The following is a 16,640-nucleotide window of genomic DNA, read 5'->3' as shown; positions in this document are numbered from 1 at the left end:
AGCATCCTGACCTGGCTCGCCGGTGACCGTACGGCATTGACAGGGCGAGTCGAAATCAATATTGGATACAATTATGATTTCGGATACGCAAAAGACACAGGCAGAATCGACCGCCGCCAAGATCAGGACGTTGATCCTGAACGGCACGTTGCAGCCAGGCCAGCCGCTGCGGCAGGAAGCATTGTCCGAGCAGTTGAGCGTCAGCCGCACGCCGCTGCGACACGCTCTCCAATCGCTTGCCGAAGAGGGGTTGGTCGAAACGACCGGCTACAAGGGAGCGAGGGTCGCAGAGCTTGACCGGGGAATGATCGACGATCTGTTCGAGATGCGGCTGCTTTTGGAACCGCTGGCGCTCGGATCCGCCTTTCCTCAGATCACGAAGCTCGATCTTGCCAGGGCCGAGATGGCACTCGACGCGGCAGACGCAGAAGACGAGCCTTCGAGGCTCTCCGCTCTGAACTGGGATTTTCACCACGCTCTCTATCGTCCTTCGAACCGGCAGACGCTGCTGCGGACCATCGCGCAACTGAACAAGGCATCGGCTCTGGCAGAAGTGATCGCGAGTTCCATCGTCGCGCGCCCCGAAAAGTCGGCGGCAGAACACCGAATATTGCTTCAGGCTTGCCGGGATGGCGACGAGGCTGGCGCGATTGCGGCGCTGGGCGAGCATTTGCGGCTTGCCCATCGCGACATACGAACGCGGAAAGACTGAAGATGCCCATCAAGAACAGAATCGCCGAATTTCACGATGAAATGACCCGGTGGCGGCATCATCTTCACGCCAATCCAGAGCTCTCCTACCAGGAACATGCAACCGCCAGCTTCGTCGCGGAAAAGCTTCGCTCCTACGGCATCGAAGTGACCGAAGGCGTGGGTGGGACAGGCGTTGTCGGCGTGCTTCATGGCAACCGCCAAAGTGGACGCTCCATAGGGCTGAGGGCTGACATGGATGCGCTTGCGATCGAAGAGCGCAACGATTTCCCGCATCGTTCGACGAAGAGCGGCGTCATGCACGCCTGCGGTCATGACGGGCACACGACGATGCTGCTCGGCGCTGCCCGTTATCTGGCCGAGACCAGGGATTTCTCCGGCCGCGTCGTTTTCATATTCCAGCCCGCCGAGGAGATGGGAGGCGAAGACGGCGGCGCCGCCCGCATGATCCGGGAAGGGCTGTTCGACAAATTTCGCTGCGACGAGATCTACGGATTGCACAATTGGCCCGGAATGGAAATCGGAACCTTCGCCGTGAAGGCGGGGCCGATGATGGCTTCCGGCGATGCCTTCGAGATCGAGGTGACGTCCACCGGAATGCATGCGGCACAGCCGCACAAGGGGGCTGATGTCGTCCTGACCGCCGGGCATATCCTCGTGGCGCTCCAGCAGATTTCCGCGCGAAATGTCGATCCCCTGGATGCGATCGTCGTTAGCGCCACGCAAATTCACGGTGGCGATGCTTATAATGTCTTGCCGAACACGATCACGATCCGGGGCACCGTGAGGGCGTTTTCTCCCGCAGCGCGCGCGGCTGCGGAAACGGCGGTCCGGCGTGTCGTCGAAGGCATCTGCATGTCGACCGGCGCGCAGGGCACGGTGTCTTATGTCCAGCAATATCCGACGCTGATCAATGCGGGGGCTGCTGCCCGAGCGGCGGAAGCCGCGGGATCGGTGGTGTTCAACAGGATCGATACGAACCCGCCGCAGACGATGATCGTCGAGGACTTCGCCTTCATGCTCGAAGACCGGCCGGGATGCTATGGCTGGATCGGCAATGGACCGGACGACAACGGCCGCATCCTCCATAGTGCGTGGTTCGATTTCAACGACGAAGCGCTGCCCTTCGGGGCCTCCTACTTTGCATCGCTCGTCGAGGCGAGGAGCAACTAGGCAGGGTTCAACCAGCCGCTCCATCCCGGGCATAGCGCGCCGGCGGCATGCCCACGTGCCGGGCAAAGGCAGTGCTGAACGTGCTCGCCGATCCATAGCCGACGCGGGCTGCGACCTGCGGAATCGCGAATTCGCGCGTGCGCAGCAGGCGTTTGGCGAGCGCCATGCGCCAGGTGAGCAGATATTCCATCGGCGGCAGTCCGACGACGCGGTTGAAGCGGGCGAAGAAGGCAGAGCGCGACATTGCCGCTTCGGCGGCAAGATCGGCAACCGTCCAGCCGTGAGCCGGTCTCGTGTGCATTGCGCGCAAGGCCAGAACCAGGCGATCATCGGTGATCCCGCGCGCCAGGCTTGGTACCGACGCCGTATCGGCGCCACAGCGCAGTGCCTCGATCAGCAGCACCTCCAGCAGGCGTTCCAGCACCAGTTCACGCCCGGGTCGCGATTGCCGGGTCTCGTCGCCGACCAACTGCATGAGCGTAGCAAGCCGCGGTTCGCCCCGCGCCACCACCATCGCCGGGAGCAAGGACACGAGAAGGGCGGCGTCCGGCGATGCGAAGCTGCACACGCCGACCTGCATCCGTAGGTTGACAGGCGCGCTAGTCCGGCCAACCCGGAAGCGCCCTTCGCCAAGCTCGACCGGCAGCATGTCAACGCCATGAGGTGGCGCGTCGATGCTCTCGATGACCTGCCTGTTGCTCGACGGCGACAATACGAAATCACCGGCGCGCACTATGAATGGCGGCTGGTTGGCGCCAACAACGCGGCACTCGCCTTCCAGAACGGCAAAATAGACGGGCCTACCCTCGACGTCGCGGCGGATACGCCAGCGCCCGGCATATTCGACCAGCTTCGAGAAACTGGCCGATGGCTGGAGCAGGGTCACGATTTCGGCAAGTGGGTCGGCGGTCATGTCTGGACTATCGCTAATGAATTCGAGACGTTCACCTATAGAAGGTATCACGCATGGGTATTATCTCCATATCACTTTCAACAATTGGAGCAATATCATGCCCACCGTCCTCATTACCGGCTGTTCCTCAGGCTTCGGCCTCGAAACCGCGAAACTCTTCCTCGATCGTGGCTGGAGAGTGATCGCCACCATGCGCAACCCCAGGACCGACCTCCTGCCGGCATCGGACCATCTCCTGGTCTTGCCGCTCGATGTCACCGATCCGTCTAGTATTGCCCGCGCAATGGAAAAGGCCGGGCAAATCGACGTGCTCGTCAACAATGCCGGGTTTGGCGCCGCGGTGCCGGTCGAACTGATCGAGCCAGAGACCGCACGCCAACTGTTCGAGACCAACACGTTGGGCACGCTGGCAATGCTGCAGGCGGTGCTGCCGGGGTTCCGCGAGCGCCGGGCGGGCGTGATCGTCAATGTCACCTCCACGGTGACGCTCAAGCCGCTGCCGCTCGTCAGCGTCTATCGCGCAAGCAAGGCGGCGGTGAATGCGCTCACCGAAAGCCTGGCGGTCGAACTCGAGCCGTTCGGCGTGCGCGTGCATATCGTGCTCCCCGGCCGTTCGCCCGAAACCCAGTTCGGCGATAACGCTATGCCGCACCTGCGCGGGCTCGACAATCCCGACTACAAGCCGCTGATCGAAGGAATTTTCGCCGATTTCCAAGCGGCGGGCGGTCCGGTGACCCATGCGAGCGATGTGGCGGAGGCTGTCTGGCAGGCGGCCACGGAGGCCAATGCGCCACTCAGGATTCCGGCGGGAGCGGACGCGGTGCAGTGGATGGCCGAGGCGGGCTGACACCCGTACGGGCCTGCCACAGGATGACGCACATGGTTTCGCGGGCAGGCCTGCAAGCCATGTGCGCAGTCGTCAACAATTCGCCATGAGCGACTTGATCTACAGGGTTTGAGGCGTTATCCGAACCCTCATGATTGTCCTGTCGAGGCGTGAAGCCGAAGGGCAGCGTGACCATATCGACCAGGAAACCAGGAACATTATGAGCAATAGTATTTTCGCCAACAAGCGAGCTGTTTTGTTGGGTGTCGTTGCAGGCGTAGCATTCTTCGCGGCGGCACAGGGCTTTTTCATTCTGCGCGGGCCACAATATGCGGAATCCCAGGATGGATCGGTCATGGTCCGCCCGATTGTGAAGGATGATTCAACGCGCAACATGACCATGAGCGTTATTGTCGGCCTGGTCGGAGGTATCTACGTCGCGCGTGCGCTCCACAGGCGTTCAAGCAAGACCTGATCTCTCGCACGTCCGGTTACAAGGAACAGGATCGCCGCCATGGCGATCTCAGGCTGGAGCGGATGCCTGCAGCATGACAGGTGATCGCTCCCAGGCCGAGCCCGCATGCACCTGCGTTTCGAAACCCTTGAACACGACGCGTCCATACGGCGGCACGGGTCCGGGCTTCGGCAAGCGGGAGAAGAGATGCACGTCCACCGGCTCGTTCCATATATCCGGCAAACGGGCGATGAGTTTCGATGTCTTTAGCGGCTCGTTCAGTTCGACCCAGTCCGTAGCTGCAAGCGCACCTTCTGCGTTTTCCGCCTCTTCCACCGTGGCCCCTCTGCGGGTCACGACGATGCGCGCGCCAAGTCCCGGCGTTTCGCAGCGTTTGTCATCGATGAATATTTCACAGGAAACCTCGACAAGTCCCCGCGTCGGGGGCAGCCTCAATACGGCGGCCGAGGGAATGGATTTGAGCGGACGCAACAGCACCTTGCCATGTTCCATGTACCCGAATACCGGGTAGGGAGCCGACAGTTCGCGCGTCAACGACACTGACTGCACGACCAAATCGGGCACGGACATGGTGAACGCCGCCAGCGGTCCATTGCCGAGCTCTCCCTCGGCGGAAAGGATATCGACACCGGGCAGGCCACCCCACAGGCGCAGCGCCAGCATGTGGGGAACCTCCGGGTCGCGCGCGTCGGCGCCATCCTGAGCAACTCGAAATTCCGACAGCAATCCTGTACTTACGATCGCCAACTCGGCCACGGGTCCGCCGCTGTCGCTCTCTGTCCAGATATGAAGATCGGTCGCATGCGCGGAAATTGACATGGCCCGCTGCAATCGGAACGGCAGCCAACCGGTAGTAAGATTGTGCGATGTCGTCCGGCCCTCGGCGAGCACTGCGCCCGTGTCGCGCGCAACCAGCCGGGCGAAGAGAGAGCCGCGCGGATCGCTGACGCCAGTCAGGCGCAAATCGAACCCAAGCAGGCCGCGCGCACCGACGGGCAGGCGCTGGACAATGCGGGCTCGTTCCGATGGCCCGACCGGCAACGTCCGCTGGCCAGGCGTCTCTCCATTGTCGAATATCAGGCGAGGCGAACTGAGCCGTAAATTCTGCAGGAGCTGCTCGATTTCCGCCGGAATGCGGACGTGGCTTTCCCAGCTTTCACGCATTGCCGCGACGTCGCGCATCAATGCGACATTCGAGTTTGCCAGCCTCCTTGTCTCTTGCAGCGAGCGGCCAAGCAGTGCCTGCACAAGCTCATCGTGTCCGCCCTCGACGATCACTGCGTCGAAACGCTCGCCACCCTTGCCGATGCACCAGTCTTTCATTTGCTCAAGTGTCGCAGCGCTGACCGGAGCCGGCACCCAGATTGCCCATACATTTGTCGGGGGAAGCTCGAGTGCGTGAAGACCAGCTTCGTCGTTGGCTCCCTGCAATATGAACCGACCGTCCTGGCCCTGGGCGAACAGGTAGTGATCCAGATGCGTTTGTGCGCGACCGAATGGTATCAGGCCGTCGGCGAGAACCAGGACCTTCGGATTGCCATCGTAAAGCTTTGACAGCATGTGAGCGGGCGCGTGCAGCATCATGCAATATCCGCCAGGACATGGTCGTCCGATTGCACGAGGTCCTGCCACAGACGCAGTTTCGTTTCGGGTATTCCGAAGGCCCGGCACAAATGGGCCGAATCCGTGTCAGGAACAATGATGGATCGGTATGCCTGCTCAAAGGCAGAACAGGCGCTGATATCGGCGCTTGTCACCTTGCTCGCTTGCCCCCCGAGCAGCAGCCATGTTTCCACATTGAGCCGCTTGAGCGACCCCATCGCAGAGTGCGCCAGCTGACCTTCCACATTAACCACGAGATCGTAGGCAGCCATGGCGCCGACCGCGTCGCTCATATGCGCCGGCTCCAGCCGGGGAAGCGCGGCCGCCTGATACGTATCGAAGCGGACGCCGTCCAGCAGGTGCGGCAGCGACAGAACGATCGTTTCGGAGAAGATCGAGCCAGCGGTGACGTCGGGACTGGCGGTGCCGAAAATAACCAGATGGAGCACGGTTTCCCGGTTCATCAAGGCCCGTGCAAGGTCTTCGGCAATCTTTATGTGCCGAGCTTCCGCCGATGACAATATGAACGCAACGTGCCTCTTTCCTCCGGACGTTCGAGCCGGCAGAACCGACGGCACATTGAACAGTTCCGGATATACATTGCGTGGCAAAGCAGGATGAGAACGGTAACGGTCCATGGGAATGGAGTTCCACAATGAATAATGCTCACTCTCGGCCGCCTTTACAATTCCATCACACAGCGTGACGAGGCCATCTGGGCCTCCACGGGATTGCACCGCCGGCGCCAGGCCGGAATATTGCAGCCGCAGTGGTATATGATGATAGCGCTTGCTGCTTTGCATCTCGCCGCGACGAATATCGACTGTACTGGACAGCGCATGACGGACCAGTACATTGCTCTCTACCGCCCATATCGTTTCCGGCCAGAGGTCTGCCGGCTGGTCCATGTCGCTGGGCTGCCCCTTTGCCCAGTCTATGGTGGCGCGTGCAGCAGGGCGTCTCCTCGCCAGGCAACTGACGATGGTGGCCCGGGCGAGCGCGCATTCCAGCGTCCACAGCACCCCCGCCAGTATACCGCCCGCGCGGAGTGCCTCGAACAGCGATTGAGTCATGACAATCAGCTGGCCGGGGCACGCGCCATAGGAAGGACGTTGGCCAGATCGTAGAAGGCGGATGGTGAATTCGGTTCTGGTCAATGTTTCCAGGTCATCGGTCGCAGTGAAGCAACTGACCGTGTCGGTGTCCGGATGAAAAACCGCGTAGCGTGAGCGGGCCTCCACCTCCAGTCCCAGGACATGGCGGGTGTTGTAGAGATCGGGGTGACGATTGCGGATGAAGCGCTTGATAGCGTCAAACTCCCGTTCCGCGGCAACGAGCATGCTTTCACCTCTTCTGCGATAGGCAAAGCCGGTATCCGGGACATGAATTCCACGGAAACCCTTCTCCAGGCCCTGTAGCCAGAATTCCCAGTCTTCGACCCCCTGGCGCATTTCGGTGTCGAAACGTATTCCGGCGTCAAGCATCCGCCGCGACGCCATGCTGCCGGCTTCGCAGAAATTGCGGAACAGATGCTCCAGAGGCGAATATGGGCCGGACGTGTCGGCGTGTTCCGCGAAGCCGAACTTGCCCACGTCGGGATATGCCCAGCCGACCTCCGGCCCGGAAGCACGGAGCGCATCCAGGAGGCGCTGTAGCAAATGCGGGCCAATACGATTGTCGCAATCGAGGAAATACACTGCTTCAAGTTCGGGAAATGCGGCGAGTGCGAATTCAATCCCGGAATTGCGCGCAGCGCTCAGGCCACTATTCCGCTTCGCAAGGTAGAAGATGCGTTCGGGGAAGGCCGTGGCGAAGCTTTGACAGACTACATGGGTTTCTTCCATCGGACAGCCGTCATTGACGACGACAACCGCGTAGTTGAAATCCGTGATCTGGGCCAGGGCCGAGTGCAGCGCTTCGTAAGTGAGGAAAGGCTGGCCATGGGCGGGGATGATAATGGCCGCCTTGGCAACGAACGGGTTCAATGCCGGGCCTCCCGGTCTTGCAAGGATGGATCATGCGAGCCGCTGGCTCCCAGTACAAAGCACCGCTCTTCCAGCCGAAAATCTTTCATGACCTGTGTCCTGTCGCCCCCCGTCCCGTCCATCAGATGGAAATCAGGCAATTTTGGCGCACGCTTGTTCCTGCTGCTTGTTTTTTGTCACTGAAGTCTACGGTTCCAATGTGAACCGGAAATGAACCATGTTTGACGCACAGGCGTTTTTGGCATTGTTTTAGACCAGTTCATCCATACACCTCTTGTCTCGGATCTCTCCTTGAACATTTCCAGGATTTGGCTATCGTCTGCTTCGGGCACCATAAGACTGGGAAAGTTTTATGGAAGGCGTGAATCAGGATTTCTCCACCGGGGACGAGACGGATATCGGGCTGAGGTTCAATCGGCTTGCCCAAAATCTCGAAGCCGGTTTGATAGGGCGGCTTGCCCTCGTCGACAGGCTGCTTATGGCACTGCTCGTCGGCGGCCATGTGCTGATCGAAGGTGCGCCGGGGCTCGCCAAGACCAGGGCCGTCAAGCAGCTTTCAAATCATGTTGACACGACCTTTGCGAGAATACAGTGCACGCCGGATCTGATGCCAGCGGATCTGACCGGCACGCCGATATGGCGGCCCGATCGAAGCACCTTCGAATTCGTTGCAGGTCCGGTATTCCATTCGCTGATCCTGGTGGACGAGATCAATCGCGCCCCGCCCAAGGTACAATCGGCACTTCTGGAGGCCATGGCAGAGCAGCAGGTCACGGCAGCGGGAAAAACCTATCCCTTGCCCGATCCCTTCATGGTCGTCGCCACGCAGAATCCGATTGAACATGAAGGCACGTTTCCGCTGCCCGAAGCCCAGCTCGACCGGTTTCTTTTTCACGTCACCGTCGATTTTCCAGATGCTGCGGCCGAGCGTGAGATTCTCGATCTGGTCGAACAGGAGCGAGGCGGTAGCGTTCCTGTTGTCGGCGACAAGATCAGTATCGGCGAAATTCAGCGGGCGAGGCTGCAGGTCAACGCGGTTCATCTGTCGCCAGCCTTGAAGGACTACATCGTCCGGCTGGTAATGGCGACCCGGGATGAAACGGGAGGCGCGGATACGAGAGCCAAGATCGAATATTCAGTGTCTCCACGCGGTTCCCTTTCGCTGGCGGCAACGGTGAAGGCGCGCGCATTTCTCGGTGGCCGCGACTACGGCACGCCGGAGGATGTTCAGGCTCTCGCCGGAGATGTCCTCGCCCACCGCCTCGGCCTGACCTGGAAAGCGATAGCGGAAGGCGATACGCCTCGCGGCGTGATTGCGACGATCCTCGATCGTATCGTGCCCCTGTAGGTCGGTATCCCAAATGAGCGACAAGGGCACCTTCATTGATACAACGGCGCTGATCCTGCTGAAGCACGCTGCGGCAAACGCCAGGCAGAACCGGAATATCAGAACCCAGTCCATGCCCGGTCCCATTGCAACCAAGCGACGGGGCCGCGGCAGCGAGATTGACGATATCAGGCTGTGGACCTATGGCGACGACATTCGCACCATCGACCGCAACTCCACGGCTCGCACCGGTGTGCCGCACGTAAAGACCTTTCGGGAAGAAAGGGAACACACGACGTTGCTGCTTGCCGATTTCAGGCCTGCGATGCAGTTCGGGACGAGGCGGGTGTTCATGTCGGTCGCTGCTGCCGAGATCCTGGCGCTTTCAGGCTGGCGCGCCACGGAATTCGGCGGGCGGGTCGGTTTGCTTGCCATCGGCGGGATCGAACCGCTGTTGGTAAGGGCTGCTCCATCGGACCGGGGCATGCTCTCGGTGATTTCCGGCATGCTGAAGGCGCACGGCCAATCGCTCGATCTGCCATCGGCAAGGCCTGTCATCCCCCTGGACGCGTCATTGCGCATTGCAGCCAAGGCATTGCCCAGGGGCGGAACGATCGTGCTCGCGAGCAATCTCGATGACAGGGGTGATCAGTTCGAAGACGCCGTGCAGTTGGTTCTGCATCGCTGCGACCTGAAGATTGCCTGCATCAGCGATGCTTTCGAACGGAATGCGCCAGCCGGGGTGTTTCCATTCGAGACCCGCGATGCGGTCAGGGGCGTGCGAATTGTTTCGAACACGAGTCCGGTCCGCAAAAAACGCGAGGAAATGCTGCGTCGGATCGAAAGCCTGGGTGCTCGCATCGTAGAATTCCACAGCGAAACCGAACCGGAAGCACAGATCAACTCTTTGGGCGAACTTCATGGCCGATACAGCTGATCCGCTCAATGCCTTGCAAGCCATTCGCCTGCCTGCAGTCCCGGCGTCCTTGCTTTGGGAGCAGATGGCCGTCGCGCTGCTTGCCGGTGCGATAACGGCGATAATCATCCAGATGGCACTCGCTTACCGCAACAGAAGAAAAGCTGCTTCTCTTGAACAGCGTTTCATCGCCGCGATCGATGAAGTGGAAAGTCTTGGCGACGACGAGCGTCTGGCAGCGCAGGCCTCGTTGATGCGCGGCTATGTGAAAATCGTTGCGGGCGATGGTGCGGCACGCAAACAGGGAGAAGACTGGCTGGAGGAACTCGATAATCTCTTCAGGACAGAATTCTTCCGCAAGGGCAACGGTCGTGTCTTGCTCGATGGCCTCTATTCGAGGCAACCACCGTTCGGGAGCGCCGAACTAGGAGCCACGCTCCGCGAACTGTTGCAAGGCAGAAGGTCATGATCGAGGGCTTCTCCTTTGCATCGCCCTGGGCGCTTCTGGCGATACCGTTACCGCTGCTTGCGGCGCGGCTGTTGAAAGCGCGGCGGCATCAGGCGAGAACTTTGACGGTCCCTTCGTCTGTGGTTTTCGACAACATCGACGGTGTGCAGATCGGCATCCTGGGCGACGAGCGCAGCCTTGCGGCGATCCTTTGGACGGTCTGGTTGCTGGGCGTGCTGGCCCTCGCGGGACCGCAGCTCATACAACCCGTCGCCGCATTGCCGGTTTCGGGCCGCGACATCATCCTGGCGCTCGATCTCTCCGGCAGCATGGAACGCAAGGATTTCTCGCTCGACGGTACCTCCACCCGGCGCATCGAAGTGGTCAAGGAAATCGGCGCGAAGTTTCTGCGCGGCCGCTCCGGTGACAGGGTGGGACTTGTGATGTTCGCTGACGAGCCGTTTCTTGCCGCGGCACCGACATTCGATCTTTCCGCCGTCGAAACGGCTCTGAGAAATGTCGAGATCGGGATGGTCGGACGCTCCACCGCCATCGGTGACGGATTGGGCCTGTCCTTGAAAATTCTCCGGCGGTCGCAGGCCCGCTCCCGCGTGGTGATCCTCCTGTCCGACGGTGCGAATACGGCGGGGGCGACCAGTGCCGAGTCGGCGGCCCGGCTCGCCAAGACTCTGGGGATCAAGGTGCATACGATCATGCTGGGCACGGATCTCGACGAAAACGTCAGTTCAGCGACGATTGCGCCCAAGAGAGATGCGATCACGCTTGCCGATATCGCCAAGGCAAGCGGTGGTGAAAGCTTTATGATCGAGACCAATGATGATCTTCGCAAGCTTGCAACATCCCTGGACAAGCTGGAGACGAGCAGCGTAGCCTCTCCATCGGTCCTCGTACAGCACAACCTGTGGCCCTATCCGGCCGGCCTTGCCTTGCTTCTGTGCCTGGTGGGCTTGTTCGCAGAGCGGAGAGCCATATGAACCTGTCCGAATTTGTTTTTCTCCGTCCATGGTGGCTGATCGTTCCGCCCCTGCTGGTGGCGCTGGGCTTCATCCTGCGTGACCGCGGCCATGGCGGGGACTGGGTGCGCGCAACCGATCCATCGCTGCTGCGAGCGTTGGAAAAGCGCGGCGCCTTCAAGGGACGCGGCAAAGGTGGTCCGCGATTGTCGATCTGGTTGATAGTGGCCGGCATCATCGCCACGGCGCTGGCGGGTCCGGCGATCCGCAACCCGGCCAGTAGCAGCTTTCGCAACCTCGACGGCGTGATCGTCGCCCTCGATACATCGAAATCCATGATCGATAGCGGAGCGGTGACCGACGGGCAGATCGCAGCCACGCATCTGATAGACAACAGCGCTGCGAGCCAGCAGGTCGGTCTCATTCTCTTCGCGGGAGACGCCTATCTCGGCAGCCCTTTCAGCGCTGACCGGCAAATGCTGTATCCACTATTGGGCGGAGACCTTTCCAACGTCGTTGCGGAGCAGGGCAGCGCCCCGGCGCGGGCCATGACGCTGGCGCAGACCATGTTTTCCGACGCCGACATGATCGGTGGCGACCTCGTTCTGGTTACGGACGGCGGCGGCGTCGACCCTGCTGCGATCGAGGCGGCGAGGGCGCTGCGCAAGGCAGGGCGCAGGGCGAACGTCCTCTTTGTCGCTTCGGCGCAGGGCGATGCCAATATGCCGGCGCCAGACAGGGCCGGAGCTGTGCGGCTGGCAGCCGAAGGCGGGGGCATTCTGGCGGATACGGCCGATCTATCGCCGCTGCTCTCGGCGCTGGATCTACCTCTTGGGCAGAAGCTCGAGAAAAACGGCTATACCGCACTGGCGTGGCTGGACCTTGGCCGTTACATGCTGATCCTCGCCGCCATACCCTTCCTCGGCCTGTTCGGGAGGCGGATATGAAAAAATCATTGCTCGCGCTCCTCCTGTTGATAGTGGCGATCCTTTTGCTCATCTCCAATGATCGGGCCGGCCGCCTGATGCTCTGGGCGGGCTATCTGGATCTTGCGGCACACATGCTGTCCGATCCAGCCTGGCGTGGTGTCGCCTATTATCGGGCCGGCGAGTACAAATCCGCGATCGCAGCCCTGCAAGCCACCCGGAGTGCCGAAGCCGCCTATAATCTCGGTAACGCCCTCGCGCGCGGCGGCAATCTTCCCTTGGCCGTAAGGGCCTACGACATCGCTCTCAAACGCGACCCGGGCGACAATGCGGCCTATGCCAATCGCCAGCTCGTCCAATCCCTGATGCAGGGCCGAAAGGAAGCCGAGGACACTGTAGCCGGTCTTGCGAGTTCGACGGCGGCCAAGGAAAAACAAGGCGGCGAGAACGATGCTTCCGACGATGATGCGGGAACGAAGTCGACATCCGGCGACGGAATGGCCGGACAGCGCGAAGCCGCAGGCAATGCGCAGATGGCAGGCAGCAGCAAGGTCGATCGCCGCGGCGAGGCGCGCGACAGTGAACTGCAGGCCGGGATGGGGTCGTCCAAGGGCGCGGCGACGGATAGCGGCGGCAGTGCCGGCAAAAATGGCGGTCAGACTACCCGGGCCAGCGTCGACGATACCGTGCCCGCACAGGACGCTTCGGAGGCGAGGCTGGAAACGGAACAGGCCACGCTGCAATGGCTGGCGCAAATCCCGGACGATCCGGTCAGGTTCCTGCGGTTGCGAATTGCAGCCGAGCACAAGCAGCGCCAGGAGCAGGGAATTGCCGTTCAGTCGAAGGATTCGCTATGGTAAGCTGGGCTGCAACGGCGCGCATGATCCTGTTGGCTCTCACGCTTGCCGTGGCCGGAACAATGGCACGGGCTCAGGATCAACCCCAGCCCGTCGCGCGTATCTGGGTGGATGTCGATCAGACGGACCGACTGCCCTTCGTGCAGGAGATGATCCTGCTGCGGCTGCGAGGCACCTATACGAGGCCTGTCGCGCTCGTCAAAACGCAGCAACCTGCGCTTCCCGGTTTTCGCTGGATGCTCATTGGCACGGATGAGTGGTCCGACACTGTCGAAAACAGTCCTCAAGTGCGCGGCTTCGAGCAGGTCATCGCCGTGTTTGCCCAGCAAAGCGGCAATCTGGTGATACCGCCATTCGTCCAGAACCTGACTTATATCGACCGGGACGGCGCCCGGGTATCGACGGTCATTCAAACCGAACCCGTGACCATTCAGGTCGCACCGGAATTGACGGATGCGAGTTCCTGGTGGCTTGCCGCCCGCAGCATCACCGCAAAGGAGGAGTGGAGCCGCGATCCGGATGGCATCGACATCGGCCAATCGGTGAAAAGGTCTATCACCCTAACCGGGGTGGGTGTGACCGACGACCAGCTGCCGCCGCGTCCGGAAATCAGGGCGTCGGGATTGATCGTTGTTCCGGCGGCACCGGTGCGAAAGACCGAGATCGGCCTGGGAAAACCGCTGAACCAGCTGCCGAGACTCAAGAAACCAGGCCCCTACAAAATTGTCGAGGGCAGAGAAGGTCCGATTTCATCAGTGACCTATTCATGGACCATCCGCCCGGTTTCCGGCGACCCTGCAGCCCTGCCGGCAATTGAAATCCCCTGGTACAATACGGACCGGAATGCCATGGAGCGGATAATCATTCCCGGACGTACCGTTGCGCTGAAGGATACCGGTCCGACACTGGCAGACATGGAGCGGTCGCTTGGCATCGTCGAGCGTACTGGTGCGCGAGGAATGCTTGCAATCGATCGTGCCTTGATTGCGATCGCCTATCTTGGCGCATTGATCGTGACTTTGTTCTTCTGTTCCAGGCAGTTCCGGGCGCAAATCGCGAGAATTGCGCTGCGCTGGCGAGCTTATAGGACCGGCCTTCGCATGAAGCGCGCGGCAAATGATGGCGATGCCGCCCTGGTCTGGCAATTGCAGCGGCAGGTTGATGGACACCCGCGGTCTGCAATTGAAAATCTGGAGTCCATGGTGTTTGGCAAGCAGCAGGCCGACAAGGCCTCGCTTGCCCGCATTGTGAAGCGGTTCACCCGGTAATTGCCGTCGATCGCAAGGACGCCGGCCTGCCGCAAGCCTCGCCTCATTTCCCATCAGAACCGATCAAAAAGAGTTGCATACCTCATTCCTTTCGATTACGAGTTTCCCCGGAGGAGATTTCTCGTGGTTAAGATGACGCTTGAAGACGTCGCCCGAGAAGCCGGGGTAAGCTTGGCAACGGTCGATCGCGTGGTGAATGGGAGGGTTGGCGTGCATGCACGCACCATCCAGCGCGTCAATGCGGCTATCAAGCAACTCGGTTTTCTTCCTGATCCCCATGCTTCCCGCCTGGCGCGTACACGCGATTATGATTTCCGTATCGTGCTGCCGACTGGCGAAAATGAATTCATGAACGCACTGGCGGCGGAGTTTCAGGCGGCGCGCGAGCGGCAGCTCCAGGACCGTGTGCGCCTCACGATCCAATATGTCGATACGTTCGATGGCGAAGCGCTGGCGGCAGCGCTCGAGAAACTGCCGTCCGGCATCGATGGCGTCGCAGTGGTGGCGCTGGATCATCCGGCGGTAACGGAGGCGATCAACGCTTTGGCCGATGCGGGAACAGTAGTGCTGACGCTGGTTTCCGACGTGCCGAACTCGCGCCGGGCCCACTTCGTCGGCATCGACAATTTCGCGGCGGGGCGCACTGCCGCCTCGTTGATCGGCCGTTTCGTCGGCGCGCGCCAGGGCAAGGTCGGAATGATCGCCGGCTCGCTGGCGCTGCGCGACCATGTGGAGCGGCAGTTCGGCTTCGAGCAGGTCATCTCGCGAGAATACCCCAATCTCGAAGTCCTGCCGGTCCGCGAGGCCCGGGACGAGAATGCCCGCGTCGAGGCCGTCGCCCGTTCGCTCCTCAATGATCATCCGGATCTCGTTGCCATTTATAATGCCGGCGGCGGCCAGCTCGGCGTCATGTCGGCGCTCGAAACCGCCAATCGCGCATCGAAGGTGGTATTCGTCGCGCACGAACTCACGGCGTCGACGCGGCGCCATCTGGTGAAGGGAACGGTAGACGCGCTCATCAACCAGGATGCCGGCCATATGGCGCGCAGCACGGCGCGCATATTGACGGCGCTGCGCGAAGGGCGTCCCATAGTGACCGGCCAGGAACATATCCGCATCGATATTTTTCTCAGGGACAATATTCCATGAACATCATTGGTAGGAATCGGAGACAGAGATGAAGACGATCAAGGGACCGGCCATATTCCTCGCGCAGTTTGCTGGAGACGAGGCTCCATTCAACACGCTTGACGCCATGTGCGGCTGGGCGGCTGAAATGGGCTACGAAGGCATCCAGATACCGGCGTGGGATTCCCGCCTTATCGACTTGAAGAAAGCATCGGATTCCAAGGATTATTGCGACGAGATCGCCGGCGTGGCGGCCGCGCATGGGCTGACGATCACCGAACTTTCGACCCATCTCCAGGGTCAGCTGGTAGCCGTTCACCCCGTCTATGACGAGTTGATGGACGGTTTCGCCGCACCGGAAGTGCATGGCAATCCGGCGGCGCGCCAGGAATGGGCAGTCGATCAGCTGAAGCGTGCGGCGCGGGCCTCGCGCCATCTCGGCCTGAAGGCGATGCCGACATTTTCGGGTGCGCTGGCATGGCCATTCCTCTATCCGTTCCCGCAGCGGCCGGCGGGGCTCGTGGAAGCGGCATTCGACGAGCTGGCCAGGCGCTGGACGCCGATCCTGAACTATCTCGACGAGCAGGGCATCGACGCCGCCTATGAGATCCATCCGAGCGAGGATCTGCATGACGGTATCAGCTACGAGATGTTCCTGGAGCGGGTAAACAATCATCCGCGCGCCAATCTTCTCTACGATCCCTCGCATTTCGTGCTGCAGCAGCTCGATTACCTCGATTATATCGACATTTATCACGAGCGGATCAAAGCGTTTCACGTCAAGGATGCCGAGTTCAATCCGACCGGCCGCCAGGGGGTCTATGGCGGCTTCCAGTCCTGGGTGAACCGCGCCGGCCGCTTCCGCTCTCTCGGCGACGGGCAGGTCGATTTCGGCTCGGTGTTCTCCAAGCTCACTGCCTATGATTTCGATGGCTGGGCCGTACTCGAATGGGAATGCGCCTTGAAACATCCGGAAGACGGTGCCCGCGAAGGCTCCGATTTCATCCGCGCGCATCTTATCCGCGTCACGGAACGGGCTTTTGACGATTTCGCCGGCGCCGGCACGGACGACGCCGCAAACCGCCGCATTCTTGGTCTGAAATAGGAGGGC

At 61.0% G+C, this 16,640-nt stretch carries 16 protein-coding genes; 13 read left to right on the top strand and 3 right to left on the bottom strand.

The window, feature by feature from the left end; genetic code table 11:
* The first annotated feature begins 73 nt into the window (after nt 1-73).
* Both M8997_RS19305 and M8997_RS19300 read left to right on the top strand, forming a co-directional pair.
* The gene (locus M8997_RS19305) at nt 74-712 is read left to right on the top strand and encodes a GntR family transcriptional regulator (RefSeq protein ID WP_250019560.1); all 639 of its coding nucleotides are present in this window, start codon (nt 74-76) and stop codon (nt 710-712) included.
* Between the two features lie 2 nt (nt 713-714).
* Nucleotides 715-1,884 carry an amidohydrolase gene (locus M8997_RS19300; RefSeq protein ID WP_250019561.1) on the top strand — a complete coding sequence of 390 codons (1,170 nt, stop codon included), beginning with the start codon at nt 715-717 and terminating at the stop codon, nt 1,882-1,884.
* Nucleotides 1,885-1,891: 7 nt separating this feature from the next.
* Here M8997_RS19300 and M8997_RS19295 read toward each other — a convergent pair whose 3' ends face one another.
* Nucleotides 1,892-2,797: an AraC family transcriptional regulator gene (locus M8997_RS19295; protein WP_250019562.1), complete on the bottom strand. Its 906-nt coding sequence runs from the start codon at nt 2,795-2,797 to the stop codon at nt 1,892-1,894.
* Between the two features lie 97 nt (nt 2,798-2,894).
* On the opposite strand from M8997_RS19295, the gene M8997_RS19290 reads away from it, so the two are divergent.
* Together M8997_RS19290 and M8997_RS19285 are read left to right on the top strand one after the other, a co-directional pair.
* Nucleotides 2,895-3,644, top strand: a complete 750-nt coding sequence (locus tag M8997_RS19290; RefSeq protein ID WP_250019563.1) for an SDR family oxidoreductase — start codon at nt 2,895-2,897, stop codon at nt 3,642-3,644.
* Between the two features lie 130 nt (nt 3,645-3,774).
* On the top strand, nt 3,775-4,098 hold the full coding sequence (locus M8997_RS19285) for a hypothetical protein (protein WP_250019564.1): 324 nt from the start codon (nt 3,775-3,777) through the stop codon (nt 4,096-4,098).
* 48 nt (nt 4,099-4,146) lie between these two features.
* Here M8997_RS19285 and M8997_RS19280 read toward each other — a convergent pair whose 3' ends face one another.
* Complete coding sequence (locus M8997_RS19280; RefSeq protein WP_250019565.1) at nt 4,147-5,682, bottom strand: DUF6212 domain-containing protein; 1,536 nt, start codon at nt 5,680-5,682, stop codon at nt 4,147-4,149.
* Nucleotides 5,679-7,685: a glycosyltransferase family A protein gene (locus tag M8997_RS19275; protein ID WP_250019566.1), complete on the bottom strand. Its 2,007-nt coding sequence runs from the start codon at nt 7,683-7,685 to the stop codon at nt 5,679-5,681. The genes M8997_RS19280 and M8997_RS19275 overlap by 4 nt, the downstream gene beginning before the upstream one ends.
* 352 nt (nt 7,686-8,037) lie before the next feature.
* Here M8997_RS19275 and M8997_RS19270 point away from each other — a divergent pair, with 352 nt between their 5' ends.
* The 9 genes from M8997_RS19270 (at nt 8,038) to M8997_RS19230 (ending at nt 16,634) form a co-directional block, all read left to right on the top strand.
* Nucleotides 8,038-9,033: a MoxR family ATPase gene (locus tag M8997_RS19270; protein ID WP_250019567.1), complete on the top strand. Its 996-nt coding sequence runs from the start codon at nt 8,038-8,040 to the stop codon at nt 9,031-9,033.
* Nucleotides 9,034-9,046: 13 nt separating this feature from the next.
* Nucleotides 9,047-9,949: a DUF58 domain-containing protein gene (locus M8997_RS19265; protein ID WP_250019568.1), complete on the top strand. Its 903-nt coding sequence runs from the start codon at nt 9,047-9,049 to the stop codon at nt 9,947-9,949.
* The gene (locus M8997_RS19260) at nt 9,933-10,397 is read left to right on the top strand and encodes a DUF4381 family protein (RefSeq protein ID WP_250019569.1); all 465 of its coding nucleotides are present in this window, start codon (nt 9,933-9,935) and stop codon (nt 10,395-10,397) included. The genes M8997_RS19265 and M8997_RS19260 overlap by 17 nt, the downstream gene beginning before the upstream one ends.
* A complete protein-coding gene (locus M8997_RS19255) occupies nt 10,394-11,371 on the top strand; it encodes a VWA domain-containing protein (protein WP_250019570.1) in 978 nt (325 codons plus the stop codon). The genes M8997_RS19260 and M8997_RS19255 overlap by 4 nt, the downstream gene beginning before the upstream one ends.
* The gene (locus M8997_RS19250; RefSeq protein WP_250019571.1) at nt 11,368-12,297 is read left to right on the top strand and encodes a VWA domain-containing protein; all 930 of its coding nucleotides are present in this window, start codon (nt 11,368-11,370) and stop codon (nt 12,295-12,297) included. The genes M8997_RS19255 and M8997_RS19250 overlap by 4 nt, the downstream gene beginning before the upstream one ends.
* Nucleotides 12,294-13,136: a tetratricopeptide repeat protein gene (locus M8997_RS19245; protein ID WP_250019572.1), complete on the top strand. Its 843-nt coding sequence runs from the start codon at nt 12,294-12,296 to the stop codon at nt 13,134-13,136. Before M8997_RS19250 ends, M8997_RS19245 begins: the two co-directional genes overlap by 4 nt.
* Nucleotides 13,130-14,401 carry a hypothetical protein gene (locus M8997_RS19240; protein ID WP_250019573.1) on the top strand — a complete coding sequence of 424 codons (1,272 nt, stop codon included), beginning with the start codon at nt 13,130-13,132 and terminating at the stop codon, nt 14,399-14,401. The genes M8997_RS19245 and M8997_RS19240 overlap by 7 nt, the downstream gene beginning before the upstream one ends.
* Nucleotides 14,402-14,533: 132 nt before the next feature.
* On the top strand, nt 14,534-15,550 hold the full coding sequence (locus tag M8997_RS19235) for a LacI family DNA-binding transcriptional regulator (RefSeq protein ID WP_250019598.1): 1,017 nt from the start codon (nt 14,534-14,536) through the stop codon (nt 15,548-15,550).
* Between the two features lie 28 nt (nt 15,551-15,578).
* A complete protein-coding gene (locus tag M8997_RS19230; RefSeq protein WP_250019574.1) occupies nt 15,579-16,634 on the top strand; it encodes a sugar phosphate isomerase/epimerase in 1,056 nt (351 codons plus the stop codon).
* The last annotated feature ends 6 nt before the right edge of the window (nt 16,635-16,640 follow it).

This window comes from Phyllobacterium sp. 21LDTY02-6, assembly GCF_023554255.2.
GTDB lineage: Bacteria > Pseudomonadota > Alphaproteobacteria > Rhizobiales > Rhizobiaceae > Phyllobacterium.
The sequence above is the reverse complement of the archived record's forward strand: the minus strand, read 5'-3'. Positions and strand labels throughout refer to the sequence as shown.